General features: G+C 71.3%; 12 protein-coding genes. 3 read left to right on the forward strand and 9 right to left on the reverse strand.

The annotated features are described in order from the left end of the window. The first annotated feature begins 18 nt into the window (after nucleotides 1-18). Nucleotides 19-1,455, forward strand: a complete 1,437-nt coding sequence (locus R8Z57_RS11790) for a helix-turn-helix domain-containing protein (protein WP_318353959.1) — start codon at nucleotides 19-21, stop codon at nucleotides 1,453-1,455. A 34-nt stretch (nucleotides 1,456-1,489) separates the two neighbouring features. On the opposite strand, the gene R8Z57_RS11795 is transcribed toward R8Z57_RS11790, so the two are convergent. From R8Z57_RS11795 to R8Z57_RS11825, 7 genes are all read right to left on the reverse strand, one after another. Continuing rightward, nucleotides 1,490-2,611, reverse strand: a complete 1,122-nt coding sequence (locus R8Z57_RS11795; RefSeq protein WP_318353960.1) for a winged helix DNA-binding domain-containing protein — start codon at nucleotides 2,609-2,611, stop codon at nucleotides 1,490-1,492. 76 nt (nucleotides 2,612-2,687) lie between these two features. Beyond that, nucleotides 2,688-3,440 (reverse strand): GNAT family N-acetyltransferase, encoded by a 753-nt coding sequence (locus R8Z57_RS11800; protein WP_318353961.1) that lies wholly within the window; start codon nucleotides 3,438-3,440, stop codon nucleotides 2,688-2,690. A gap of 104 nt (nucleotides 3,441-3,544) precedes the next feature. Beyond that, entirely contained in the window at nucleotides 3,545-3,772 is a 228-nt protein-coding gene (locus tag R8Z57_RS11805; RefSeq protein ID WP_318353962.1) for an RNA-binding S4 domain-containing protein, read from the reverse strand. A 73-nt stretch (nucleotides 3,773-3,845) separates the two neighbouring features. Continuing rightward, nucleotides 3,846-4,685 carry a hypothetical protein gene (locus tag R8Z57_RS11810; protein WP_318353963.1) on the reverse strand — a complete coding sequence of 280 codons (840 nt, stop codon included), beginning with the start codon at nucleotides 4,683-4,685 and terminating at the stop codon, nucleotides 3,846-3,848. A gap of 51 nt (nucleotides 4,686-4,736) precedes the next feature. Further along, entirely contained in the window at nucleotides 4,737-4,901 is a 165-nt protein-coding gene (locus R8Z57_RS11815; RefSeq protein ID WP_318353964.1) for a hypothetical protein, read from the reverse strand. A 220-nt stretch (nucleotides 4,902-5,121) separates the two neighbouring features. Next, nucleotides 5,122-6,591, reverse strand: coding sequence for an NAD-dependent succinate-semialdehyde dehydrogenase (locus R8Z57_RS11820; RefSeq protein WP_318354087.1), 1,470 nt, complete (start codon nucleotides 6,589-6,591; stop codon nucleotides 5,122-5,124). Nucleotides 6,592-6,745: 154 nt separating this feature from the next. Next, nucleotides 6,746-8,659 carry an FAD-binding monooxygenase gene (locus tag R8Z57_RS11825; protein WP_318353965.1) on the reverse strand — a complete coding sequence of 638 codons (1,914 nt, stop codon included), beginning with the start codon at nucleotides 8,657-8,659 and terminating at the stop codon, nucleotides 6,746-6,748. Nucleotides 8,660-8,806: 147 nt separating this feature from the next. Here R8Z57_RS11825 and R8Z57_RS11830 point away from each other — a divergent pair, with 147 nt between their 5' ends. Beyond that, nucleotides 8,807-9,517: an IclR family transcriptional regulator gene (locus tag R8Z57_RS11830; RefSeq protein WP_318353966.1), complete on the forward strand. Its 711-nt coding sequence runs from the start codon at nucleotides 8,807-8,809 to the stop codon at nucleotides 9,515-9,517. A gap of 142 nt (nucleotides 9,518-9,659) precedes the next feature. Here R8Z57_RS11830 and R8Z57_RS11835 read toward each other — a convergent pair whose 3' ends face one another. Next, nucleotides 9,660-9,968: a hypothetical protein gene (locus tag R8Z57_RS11835; protein ID WP_318353967.1), complete on the reverse strand. Its 309-nt coding sequence runs from the start codon at nucleotides 9,966-9,968 to the stop codon at nucleotides 9,660-9,662. Between the two features lie 140 nt (nucleotides 9,969-10,108). Here R8Z57_RS11835 and R8Z57_RS11840 point away from each other — a divergent pair, with 140 nt between their 5' ends. Continuing rightward, entirely contained in the window at nucleotides 10,109-11,779 is a 1,671-nt protein-coding gene (locus tag R8Z57_RS11840; protein ID WP_318353968.1) for a thiamine pyrophosphate-binding protein, read from the forward strand. Nucleotides 11,780-11,880: 101 nt separating this feature from the next. Here the strand turns inward: R8Z57_RS11840 and R8Z57_RS11845 are convergent, their stop codons facing one another. Next, complete coding sequence (locus R8Z57_RS11845) at nucleotides 11,881-13,266, reverse strand: MFS transporter (RefSeq protein WP_318353969.1); 1,386 nt, start codon at nucleotides 13,264-13,266, stop codon at nucleotides 11,881-11,883. Nucleotides 13,267-13,315 lie beyond the last annotated feature (49 nt).

Here is a 13,315-nt window from a genome sequence, read left to right on the forward strand (position 1 = left end):
TTTCGCTAGCATCAAGGAATGCCCCCCACCTCCCTCGAGCTGTCGACCCTGGGTCACCGCATCCGTCATCAGCGCTTGGCCCACGGCTACACACTGGACGAGCTCGGCGCACTCGTCGGCGTCGCCGGCAGCCAGCTGAGTCTCATCGAGAACGGCAAGCGCGAGCCCAAGCTCTCGCTGCTGCAGGCGATCGCCTCGACCACCGGCGTCGAGGTCGGCGACCTGCTCTCGGCCGAGCCGCCCAACCGCCGCGCTGCGCTCGAGATCGAGCTCGAGCGCGCACAGACGGGCTCGGTCTTCCGCCAGCTCGGGGTCGCGCCGATCAAGGTGTCGAAGGGGATGACCGACGAGACGATCGAGTCGATCCTCGGGCTCCACCGCGAGCTGCAGCGTCGCGAGCGCGAGGCGATCGCCACCCCCGAGGAGGCGCGCCGGGCCAACACCGAGCTGCGCCTGATGATGCGCGAGCGCGACAACTACCTCCCCGACATCGAGAAGCTCGCCGAGAAGCAGCTCAAGGCCGCGGGGCACGTCTCGGGTGCGCTCACCCACCGCACCGTCAGCATCATGGCCGAGAAGCTCGGGTTCGAGCTGATCTACGTGAACGATCTGCCGCACTCGACGCGCTCGGTGACCGACCTCGAGCACGGCCGCATCTACCTGCCGCCGGCATCCATCCCCGGCGGCCACGGCCTGCGGTCGATGGCGCTGCAGGCGATGGCGCACCGGCTGCTCGGGCACAAGCGGCCCACCGACTACGCCGACTTCCTGCAGCAGCGGCTCGAGATCAACTACTACGCCGCGTGCTGCCTCATGCCCGAGACCGCCTCGGTCGCCTTCCTGCAGCAGGCGAAGAAGGACCGCAACCTCGCCGTCGAGGACTTCCGCGACGCCTTCGGCGTCACCCACGAGGCCGCCGGCATGCGCCTGACGAACCTCGCGACCACGCACCTCGGCATCCGCCTCCACTTCCTCCGCGTCGACGGAACGGGCGCGATCACCCGCGTCTACGAGAACGACGACCTTCCGCTGCCGATGGACGTCACCGGCGCGGTCGACGGCCAGATCGCGTGCCGCAGGTTCTCCGCGCGCGCCGCCTTCTCCGAGCAGAACCGCACGACCGAGCACTACCAGTACACCGACACCCCGGCCGGCACGTTCTGGTGCTCGACGCAGACCGGAACCACGTCGGCGGGCGAGTTCTCGATCACGGTGGGCGTCCCGTTCGACGACGCGCGGTGGTTCCGCGGGCGCGAGACGCAGAAGCGGGCGACATCGACCTGCCCGGACGAGTCGTGCTGCCGGCGCGCCGCATCCGATGTCGCGGACCGCTGGGCGGGCAAGGCCTGGCCGAGCGCCCGCGTGCACATGCAGATGTTCTCGCCGCTCCCCCGCGGCGCCTTCCCGGGCGTCGACGACAACGAGGTGTACGACTTCCTCGACCGCCACGCCTGAGCCGCGGCCGCCGCGCTGCGGGTCGGCCGCGCCGTCACGCCGTGATGAAGTCGCGGTAGCGGTCGAGTGCGGCGGTGACCTCGGCGTCCGTCGCGGCGCTCGGCGCGAAGAGCTCGGGGATCGGGTCGTCGGCATGCCGGCCCACGGCGATGGAGTGCGTCCAGACGCCGACGACCTCGCCGCGCGCCACGAGGATGGGGCGCACGATCCCGTTCATGCTCGGGCCGATCGCGCTCAGGAACTCGGGCGCGCACGGCACGGTGCGATCGGCGTACGACAGGTAGTACTCCTCGAACGGCGGCAGCGCGACCACCTCCGGGGCCGTCGCGCTCCGCCGCGGCGCACCGGAGGCGACCACGTACTGCGGCTCGGGTTCGTCCGCGACGACGGCGAGGCGATCGGATGCCGCAGCCGCCGCACTGCGCGAGACCCCGAGCGGCAGCCCCGTCCACCACGCGAAGTCCCGGGGGCCCGCGGGGCCGTGCGAGGCGATGTAGCGGACGAAGAACTCCGCGAGCGGATCGGCCGGCGTGGCGGCATCCGTGATCCATTCGTCCGTCCGCACCAGGTACTGCTCACGGGTCGGACCGTTGTCGCGCGGGACGACGGGGCCCTGGCAGACCACGGCGCGCAGCGACAGCGCGACCAGCAGGTGGTAGCCGCGCTGGCGCGCGGTCGAGACGCCGCCGTGCTCCCACACGTCGAACAGCTCCTTGCGGGTGAGGCGGTTGCCACCGCTCAGGGCCGCACGCGCGAGGCGCTCTGCGCGGTCGGCTTCGGCGGCGTCGATGCCCTCGGCGCGGTGGACGGCGGCCGCCTGCCGACGCTGTCGCTCAGCCGTGACGGAGAGCACCCATCCGAGGTCGGCAGTCGGCACGGTGTGGATCGTGCCGCGCATGGTCCAGCTGCGCACGATCTCGCCGCGGTCGTAGGCGGCGTCGACATCGCGCACGCTCATCCGCCCACGGGTGCGGGCCGCGAGGGCCCACCGGCCACCCCAGAACTCCTGGCTCTGCGTGGCGAGCATGTGGCGTGCCGCCTCGGCGATCGTCGGCGCGGGCGCGCTCAAGCGATGGGAGCGCAGCCGCTCCTGTCGGATGGCCGCGACCGCGCGCGGCCGCGCCGAGCTTCCGGCGGAAGGCGAGGTGGGGGCCATGCGCCCATCATGGCGCAGGGGACAGACGCGCGCTCGGACGGCCGGCGGGACGGGGCTGCGCGCGCTCGGTCTGCGATCAGACGGGCTTGCGGACGACGGTGAACCGGTCGTGCTCCATGACGGCGGCGAACCCGCGGGCGTCGAACATCGACCGCGGTCCGCAGAAGGACTCGGAGTCCGTCCCCGGGGCGGTGCGGCGGGGGTACCCCTCGATGCAGCGCGCACCCCGCGCCTGGCCGTCGGCGACGACGCGATCGAGGAGCGCCGACGACACGCCGTGGCGACGATACGGCGGCGCGATGACGAAGCAGGACACCCCCACGACCGTTCCCGGGTCGGGGCCGTCGGGGTCGAGCCCGTCGTACTTCGCGTAGGTCGACCGGTACGACGCGTTCACCCAGCCGGCGAGCCGACCGTCCACGTACGCGAGGTAGCCCAGTGTCGCGCCCGAGCGCAGGCGTTCGACCATGTCGGCTCGCACATCGCGCCACGGGCGCTCCGGGACGTCACCGGTGTGCGGATGCAGGCAGTAGCACGAGCCCCAGTCCGGGTTGTCGGGAAAGGCGTCGCGGTCGAAGAACCGGAGCCAATCGTCGATGCGATCCTCGGTGACGGGATGCACGACGATCGGGCCGATCGAGGGGACTCGCTCGACCGGGCCGTCCTCACGCGCGGATGCGTCCGCGAAGTTGCGCGCCCAGAGACGTATCTCATGCTCCGGGTAGGGCACCTGATGCGCCGCCCGCACGTGCGCGAGGAATTCCTCGACGAGCGCTTCGGCATCGGCGCCGTCGAATCGGGCGTCTCGCTCGAAGCACTCGATCCACATGTCCGCTCCTCGCCGATCCGGTTCGCGACCCGGCTCTTTCGCCCGGGTGCGTTCCACCCTGACATTCCCACCACGAGCAGCAAAGCCCTTGCGGTCACGGCCGTTCAGGGGCAGACGCGGACCCGGCGCCCCTCGAAGCTCACGACGTCCCCGATCTGCAGCTGGCGCCCGCGACGGCGGTCCACCTCACCGTTCACGAGCACGTAGCCGTCGATGATGGCCTCTTTGACGTTCCCGCCGGAGTCGAGCAGCCCCGCGAACTTCACGAACTGCCCGAGACGGATGCCGTCACCGCCGATCGAGACGTCGTCGATGGGGGCTGGATTCGTCACCCCCGAATGCTAGCCGAGCAACCGTTCAGCCATCCTTCGGCGGAGCGACGGGTCCACGATGGCGCTCACCCGGCTACGCGAACATCTGGCGCAGCGCGTCGAGGTCGCCGGCGTCGAGCGCCCGGGCGATGACATCGGCCTCGGCCGGGTCGGGGTACAGTCCACGCAGCTCGTTCGTGAAGATGGCGCGCATCCGTTCGAGGTCCCCCGCCCAGGCTGCGGCGCTCATCGCTTCGACGGCGAGCTGGTAGGGAATCTGCTGGTAGCCCGCCCCCGCGCTCCGCGGATTGAAGTACTCCACCCACGGGATCGACCTGTCGGGCGCAAGCAGCAGCACCTCACCCGGCTGGATCGTGCGCGTGTGATTGAGGGTCGAGATCGCGAGCGCGTTCGCGATGCAGAACCGGTCAGCGATCGCGTACAGCGCATCACCCGGTTCGACCGTGTAGGTCTTCACGTCGCCGTCTGCGTCCAGCCCGACGGCACCCCGGGCCAGGTCGTTGACTCCCCGATCGATCAGGTCGCCGTTGATGCTGGCGCGTCCACCGCCCACATGCAGCCAGCGCGGCTCCTCGCACCCGGCAGGGCCGTTCTTCGGGATCGCCGTGCCGTTGCCGACGTACACATATCCGTCGCTTAGCTCGTCCAGCATGTCCTTCTCCAGCGCGGCGTCGCCATCCGCCGGCGACTCCGCCTCGGGCGGATCCTCGGTCGGCGCGGTATGCGCCCATGCCGAGACGATGCCGGCCGCCGAGGCGACGGCCGGGGCCGCGAGGGCGACGAGGCCGCCGACGACGAGGACGGCCGCTCCGACGGTGATCCTGCCCGCGAGATCCATGTCCACACCATATTGGGACGGGCAGTCCCAGAGCGAGCACCGGGAAGCGTCGCTCTCCGTCGGCGCGACGAGCACCCGCCACCACCCGCACTGACCCGCGCACCACCGGAGGCAGGGTCGTTCGGGTCAGGGGTGGGTGAGCGCGGGCTCGTCCGGGAGGTCGCCGCCGCCCACGTTCTGCGTGCGGGCAGCGTCTTCACGCACCTCGTCGGTGACCGCGTCCGTCGGCGGCGCGTCGTCCGCGACGGCGTCGTCGGAGTGCTTCTCGTGGGGCTTGTCGTAGTGGCTCATGTTCGTCTCCCGTCTTTCCCCCAGCCTGCGGCCGCGAGAGAGCCGGCTCCAACGGGTTGACAGATCCCACGTGGCAGTCGCGGTGGTCGCGCCCCGACCGCCCGCCCCCGCCCCGCAGCGGCCCCGCCGCACGAAGAGCCGAGCGGATGCCCCTCCCCGAGGCATCCGCTCCGCTCCCGTCATCGATTCCGGCGGGTGGCCGGCGCGACTGTGCGCCGGGTCAGAACGGGTTGGGCGTCAGCGTGTACTTGGTCTGCAGGTACTCGTGGATGCCCTCTGCGCCGCCTTCGCGGCCGAGGCCCGACATCTTCCAGCCGCCGAACGGGGCGGCGGCGTTGGAGACGACGCCCATGTTCAGGCCCATCATCCCCGTCTCGAGGCGCTCGATCATCCGCTGCCCGCGGGCGAGGTTCTCGGTGAACACGTACGACACCAGGCCGTACTCGGTGTCGTTGGCCAGGCGCACGGCGTCGTCCTCGTCATCGAACGGGATGATCGCGAGCACCGGCCCGAAGATCTCCTCGCGGAGGATCTCCGACCCGGGCTGCACGTCCGTGACCACGGTGGGCTCGTAGAACGTCCCGGGTCCGTCGATCTCGTTGCCGCCGGTGGTCACCGTCGCGCCGCGGGTCACGGCATCCTGCACCAGCTGCGACGCCTTCGCGACGGCACGGTCGTCGATGAGCGGGCCGATGGTGACGCCGTCCTCGGTGCCCCGACCCACCCGAAACCCGTTCACCCGCTCGGTGACGCGCTTCGCGAACTCGTCGGCGACCGAGCGGTGGACGATGAAGCGGTTGGCAGCGGTGCACGCCTGACCGATGTTGCGGAACTTCGCCAGCATCGCGCCGTCGACCGCCTTGTCGAGGTCGGCGTCGTCGAACACCACGAACGGGGCGTTGCCGCCGAGCTCCATCGACGTGCGCAGCACCCCCTGCGCCGCCTGCTCGAGCAGCCGCTGCCCGACCTGGGTCGACCCGGTGAACGACAGCTTGCGCAGCCGCGGGTCGCGGATGATCGGCTCCGACACCGCGCCCGACGTCGAGGTCGTGAAGACGTTGACCACCCCGGCCGGCACGCCGGCGTCCTCGAGCAGCTTCGCGAACGCGAGGGTCGTCAGCGGAGTGAGCTCTGCGGGCTTGATGACGACGGTGCAGCCGGCGGCCAGCGCGGGGGCGATCTTGCGGGTCGCCATCGCCAGCGGGAAGTTCCATGGCGTGATCAGGAAGCACGGGCCCACCGGGTGCTGCGACACGATCATCCGCCCGGTGCCCTCCGGGTTCGCCCCGTAGCGGCCCTGGATGCGCGCGGTCTCCTCGCTGAACCAGCGCAGGAACTCGCCCCCGTACGCGACCTCACCGCGGGCCTCGGCCAGCGGCTTGCCCATCTCGATCGTCATCAGCAGCGCGAAGTCCTCCTTGCGCTCCTGCAGCAGGTCGAACGCCCGACGCAGGATCTCGGCCCGCTCCCGCGCCGGCGTCGCCGCCCACGCCGGGAACGCGTCGACCGCGGCGTCCAGCGCGGCGATGCCGTCCTCGGGCGACGCGTTGGCGATCTCCTTGACGACCTCGCCGTTGGACGGGTCGTAGACCTTCAGCGTCTTCTCGCCGGTCGCCGCGCGCCACTGTCCGCCGATGAACAGCCCATCGGGCACGGAGGCCAGCAGCTCGGACTCACGGGTTTCGGTGATCGTCGTGGTCACGGGGACTCCCTTGTCGGTTCCGGATGCCGCCGGCCGCGGCATCCGTTCTGTCGATGTCTACGGCCAATTCTGCCCGCCGCCGCTCAGCGCGGCGGATATACGCGATGTACAGCGCAGCGGCTTGTTTCGCCCGGCGGAACGGTCAGCCGGCCACGCGCGCCGGCTCGTGCTGCGGCAGGAACGACTGCGCGAAGAAGGCACCCAGCTCGGCGGTGGCCTCGAGCGGCAGCACGGCTGCGACGTACTGATCGGGGCGCACGACGACGACCACGCCGTCGCGCGAGATACCGCGCTCCTCGAAGATGTCGTCGGTCGTCCATGCGCTCGGCGCCGCCGCGTACACCTTCTCCCAGTCGGTGAGGCCGAGCGGCCCGGTCTTCGGCAGGAACAGCTCGGGCACTCGCGTGATGTCGACGTCCTCGTGCGGCTGCTGGTAGACGACCTTCACGTCGAACACCGCATCGATGTCGGCGCCCTCCGGGGTGAAGCGGGCGATCGGCGACTCCTGCGACGCCATGACATCGGCCCAGTCGGAGAGGACGGATGCCTCGCCCGCGGCGGGTGCGTCGGCGAAGGCGTAGATCCGCCACCGGCCGTCGGCCTTCGCGTGGTGGCCGAGGTGCACCGCGTTGCCATCGCACACCCGCACCACCTCTGCGGACTTGAAGCGCTTGCCCACCGGGAAGCCTTCGGCGAGCGCCTGGTGCGCGGCATCCGTCACGATCATCGACGGTCCGTACTGCGTCATGAACCCGGACGGGAACTCGGCCGTGCCGAGGTAGAACGTCGCGAGCTCCTGCGGGTCGGAGATCTCCTCCGGCTTGCGCGCCATGAGGGCCGACCACTCGCGGTCGAAGTCGATGAGCTGCTGCGCCACCGGCTGACGTTCGGCCGAGTACGTCGAGAGGAGCGAGGCGGGGCTGAGCCCCGTGAGAACGTGCCCGAGCTTCCAGCCGAGGTTGAAGCCGTCCTGCATCGACACGTTCATGCCCTGCCCCGCCTTGGCGCTGTGCGTGTGGCACGCGTCGCCGGCGAGGAAGACGCGGGGGTGGTGCCCCTGGTCGACGTCGACATCGTCGAACTTGTCGGTCACGCGATGACCGACCTCGTAGACGCTGTGCCAGGCGACCTGCTTCACGTCGAGCGAATAGGGATGCAGGATCTCGTCGGCCCTGCGGATGACCTCGTCGATCGGCGTCCGACGCACGCGGTGGTCGTCGTCGGCGGCGACCTCGCCGAGGTCGACGTAGACGCGGCACAGGTAGCCGCCCTCGCGCGGGATCAGGAGGATGTTGCCCGCCTCGGAGTTGATCGCGCACTTGGTGCGCCAATCCGGGAAGTCGGTGTTGACCAGCACGTCCATCACGCCCCACGCGTGGGCCGCGAACGCGCCGACGTGCGTGCGGCCGATCGCCTCGCGCACGCCGCTGCGCGCGCCGTCGGCGCCGACGACGTACTTCGCGCGGACGGTGCGCTCCTGGCCGGCGCGCTCACCGGCGACGTGACGCACCCGCACCTCGACGGGATACTCCCCCGCTTCGTGCACGGTCAGGCCGACGAACTCGATGCCGTAGTCCGGGACGATGCGGCCGGGGCCGTGGGCCGCCGCCTCGGCGAAATAGTCGAGCACGCGCGCCTGGTTCACGATGAGGTGCGGGAACTCGCTGATCTTGAAGGCATAGTCCTCGGTGCGCGCGGTGCGGATGATGTTGCGGGGGTTCTCGGGGTCGGGCCCCCAGAAGTTCATCCACGCGATGTTGTAGGCCTCGGCGATGATCCGCTCGGCGAAGCCGAACGCCTGGAACGTCTCGACGCTGCGGGGCTGGATGCCGTCGGCCTGGCCGAGCACGAGCCGGCCCTCGCGGCGCTCGATGATCCGCGTCGTGACGCCCGGGAACTGCGACATCTGCGCCGCGAGCAGCATTCCTGCAGGCCCCGAGCCGACGATCAGCACGTCCGTCTCGTCGGGCAGCTCGGTCGGCCGGTCGATGCCCGTGCCGACCGCATCCTGAATCCGCGGGTCGCCGGAGACGTAGCCGTGGTGATGGAACTGCATCGTCCGCATCCTTCCTGACGTCGACGTCAGAGGTTGTGAGGCGGAACCATGTGTTCTATATTCGAACACACCGTTCTACTATTGAACAGATCGTATACGACCCGTGCGCCGGCGGCAAGACTGCGGCCGACGAGACAGTGAGCATCGATGAGCCCGGCCCCGACCACCCCACCCGCCTCGCAGACGCTGAGTCGCGGCATCCGGATCCTCGAAGTGCTCGCCGACGCGCGCCGCACGCTCTCGATCGACGAGATCGCCGAGCGTCTCGACGTGCACCGCTCAGTCGCCTACCGGCTGCTGCGGACCCTCGAGGACCACGGGCTCGTCGAGCGCGACGCCGCCGGACGCATCGAGCTCGGCGCGCGCCTCGCCGCTCTCGCGGCGGGCGTCGCACATGACCTGCAGGCCGAGGCGGTGCCCGAGCTCACCGCCGTCGCGGGCGACCTCGGCGTCACCTGCTTCCTCGCGGTGCTCGACCACGACGAGTGCGTGACGCTCTCGAGCATCGAGCCGCGTCACGCGGTGAATCCCGTCGCGCAGCGCCCCGGGACGCGGCATCCGATCACGCGCGGCGCGCCCGGCAAGGCGATCCTGTCGCTGCTCCCCCGGCCTTCCTGGCCCGCCGACGTGTCGGCCGAGCTGGCGCAGGAGGTGACGGATGCCGCAGCCCGCGGCTTCGCCACCAGCCACGACGAGGTCATCCCGAGCCTGCGCGCGGTGGCCGTGCCGTTCACGGTGCGGGGCCGAGGCCCGGCCGCGATCGCCGTGGTGTTCGTGGCGAGCAGCCACAGCGACGAGGAGATCGCCGCGCGCCTCGCGGTGTCGGCGACGGCGATCCGCGAGGCGCTCGGCGGCTGACCAGGTTCAGCTGCGGAACTCCACGGATCTGCGCGGGACCGGGCCGGATCGGGGACGGGCGCGGCGGGCGCCCGCCGGATCTGTGGAGTTCGGCAGGGGCCGCGTCCCGGTCTCGCTCGAGACGAAACGGGTCGAGCTCGCGTCAGGCCGTCGTCGGGTACTCGGTCACGAACCGGATGTTGTACTCCGCCACGCGCTGGGGGACGCCCGCGAACGCCTCTGCCCGCGCGTCCGAGGCCATGTACGCCTTCTCGAGCGCAAGGAAGGCCTCCTCGTCGCCCTCGGCGCTGACCGCCCACACGAACTCGTTGCTCTCGCGCAGGCCGTAGGCGAACTCGATCGTGAAGCCGGCCGCGGGCCGGACCTTCGGCATCCACTCGGTCCACCACGCGACGAAGGCGTCGTACTCCCCTTCGACGAGCGTGTACCGGCGCAGCTGGATCGTCTTCATGACTTCCATCTTGGCCGAAGTCCTATACTCGACTCGTCCGGCGGCAGCGACGCCCGCCGGTGCTCGAAAAATGGGCACGCAGCGCGCACGCGCGAGACACATACGGTCTGATCCTCCGTTCCGTCTCGAAAGGCCCCGCCATGCCCGCGGTCTCGCCCACCACGTCCGTCTCCGCGCACGTCGCCCTCACCCTCGCCCGCCACGTCGATCACGTGTTCGGCGTCATGGGCAACGGCAACGCGTACTTCCTCGACGCCCTCGAGCGCTCGACCGAGGTGCACTTCACGGCCGTCCGCCACGAGGCCGGCGGCGTGGTCGCCGCCGACGCCTATCACCGCGCGTCCGGGCGACTCGCGGCGGCGACGGCGACGTACGGCGCCGGCTTCACCAACACCCTCACCGCCCTCGCCGAGGCGGTGCAGGCGCACGTGCCGCTCGTGCTCGTGGTCGGCGACGAGCCGACGTCGGGCCCACGCCCGTGGGACGTCGACCAGATCGCCCTCGCGTCAGCCGTCGGCGCGCGCACCTATACCGTCGGGCGAGCGGATGCCGCAGCCACCACGGTTATCGCCATCGAGCACGCGCTCACCTATCGCGTGCCGACGGTGCTCGCGATCCCCTACGACGTCGCGGCCCGCGACGCCGGGGCGCTTCCCGAGGCACCGGAGCCACGCCGCCCCGTGCCGCTCACGCCTGCGGGCGCTTTCGCCGCGGGAGCGGTCGAAGGACTGGTCGACGCCCTCGCGTCGGCGGAGCGCCCGTTCCTCCTCGCCGGACGGGGCGCATGGATCTGCGGCGCCGGCGAGGCGCTCGGCGACATCGCCGACCTGACCGGCGCCGTCACCGCCTCGACCGCACTCGGGCGCGGCATCTTCCCGCGGGGCGAGTTCGACCTCGGCGTGACCGGCGGCTTCGGCGCCGAAGGGGCGATGGCGCTCGTACGCGAGGCCGACCTCGCGGTGGTGTTCGGGGCATCGCTCAACCAGTTCACGATGCGGTTCGGCGACCTGTTCGCGCCGGGCACGCGCGTGTTCCAGGTCGACGTCGCCGCGGCCGCGACCCACCCGCACGTGGGCGGCTACGTGCGAGGGGATGCCGCGGTCGTGGCCCGTGCCGTCGCGGACGCGCTGCGGACCCGCGGCGGTGAGCCGAGCGGCTGGCGCGAGAGCGTCGACATCGCGTCGCGGCGCGCGTACGAGCCGGGCGACGGCACGGCGGCCGACGGCCGGCTCGACCCGCGCAGCGTCGCCGTGCGCATCGGCCGGCTGCTGCCCGAGGACCGCGTCGTCGTGTCGGACGGCGGCCACTTCATCGGCTGGGCGAACATGTACTGGCCCGTCGCGTCGCCCGACCGGATGACGATGGTGGGCACGGCGTTCCAGTCCATCGGGCTGGGCTGGCCCTCGGTGCCGGGCGCCGCGCTCGCGAAGCCGTCCGCCACCGTGGTGCTGACGACGGGCGACGGCGGCGGCTTGATGGCGCTGGCCGACCTCGAGAGCGCCGTGCGCGTCGCCGGCGGGCGCGGCCTCGCGGTCGTGTGGAACGACGCCGCCTACGGCGCCGAGGTGAACCTCTACGGCCTCAAGGGCCTCGCGAAGGAGCCCATGCTCATCCCCGAGGTCGACTTCGCCGCTCTCGCCGCCGGCGTCGGGGCCGAGGGCGTCGTGGTGCGCACCCTGGACGACCTCGACCGGCTGGCGACCTGGGCGGCCGAGCCCGAGGCATCCCGTCCCTTCCTGGTGCTCGACTGCCGCATCTCCGGCGCCGTGGTGGCGCCGTACCAGCAGGAGATCATCCGCGTGAACTCCTGACGCCGTCCGCCGCCGTCGCAGAGCGCCGGCCGCCGGGCGCACGACGGATGCCGCGGCCCGCGCCCGCGAAGGGGCTCGTGCCGCGGCATCCGCCGCCGGCGTCAGGCCTTCGCGAGGCCGTAGACGGGGCTGACCTCCTGCTCGGCCTCGTGGTCGGGGCCGAGCGGGATGCCGGAGCGGTCGCGCAGCAGCAGCGTCGCGATGAGGCCGATGACCGTCATACCCGCGAGGTACCACGTCACGCCGGCGGTCGACCCGGTCGTCTGCACGATCCACTGCGCGATGGTGGGCGCGAACGCGCCGCCCAGGATCGCGCCGATCGCGTACGAGATCGAGACGCCCGAGAACCGGATCGAGGCCGGGAAGAGCTCGGAGTAGAGCGCCGCCTGCGGCCCGTAGGTGAAGCCGAGGCCGATGGTGAGCACGCAGAGGCCGACGGCCAGGAGCACGACGTCGCCCGTGTTGACGAGCGGGAACAGCAGCAGCACGCCGGTGAGCTGCAGCAGCCAGCCGATGATGTAGGTCGTGCGCCGGCCGATGCGGTCGGACAGCCACCCGGCGATCCACGTGAAGACCAGCCACGACACGGCCGAGAGCGTCACGGCGCCCAGCACGTCGGCGGTCTGGAGTCCGACCGGCCCCTCGGGGTCGGTCGCGTAGCGCTGGATGTAGCCGCCGGTCGTCATGTAGCCGACGGCGTTGTTGCCGGCGAACACCAGTGCGGCGATGATGACGAGCAGCGCGTGACGGCGGAACAGCTGCAGGATCGGCATCTGCGCCTTCTCCTTGCGCTCGGCGAGCTCGGTGAAAACCGGGCTCTCCTCGACGCGACGGCGGACGTACCAGCCGATGAGGATGAGCACGACGCTCAGCAGGAACGGCACGCGCCAGCCCCACTCGAGGAACGCGTCGCCGGGGGCGATGAGCGCCATCAGGGCCATGATGCCCGACGCGAGCAGCAGTCCGAGCGGCACGCCGATCTGCGGGGAGGCGCCGAAGATGCCGCGCTTCGCCTTAGGCGCGTGCTCGACGGCCATGAGAACGGCGCCGCCCCATTCGCCGCCCGCCGAGATGCCCTGCAGGATCCGAAGGAAGATCAGGAGGATCGGCGCGGCGATGCCGATCGCGGCGTACGTCGGGAGGAGTCCGACCAGCGTGGTGGCGGCGCCCATCAGGATGAGGGTCCACATGAGCACCACGCGGCGGCCGAACCGGTCGCCGAAGTGGCCGGCGAGGAACGCCCCGAACGGGCGGAAGAGGAAGCTGATGCCGACGGTGAGGAAGCTGAGGATCTGTGCGAATCCCTCGCCCGCAGGGGCGAAGAACAGCTGCCCGAAGACCAGACCGGCCGCGGATGCGTAGATGAAGAAGTCGTACCATTCGACCGTCGTGCCGACGACGGTCGCGAAGACGACGCGGCGCCGATCGGCCGCAGTGGCGATGGTGCCGGTGGGGGTGAAGCCCTGCGGGGGCTGTGTGGTGCTCATGGGGTGACTCCTGTGTCGGGGACTGACGTCGTCGTCGCCGGCGACCGGG

Source organism: Microbacterium sp. M3, assembly GCF_033548675.1.
Taxonomy (GTDB): Bacteria; Actinomycetota; Actinomycetes; order Actinomycetales; family Microbacteriaceae; genus Microbacterium; species Microbacterium arthrosphaerae.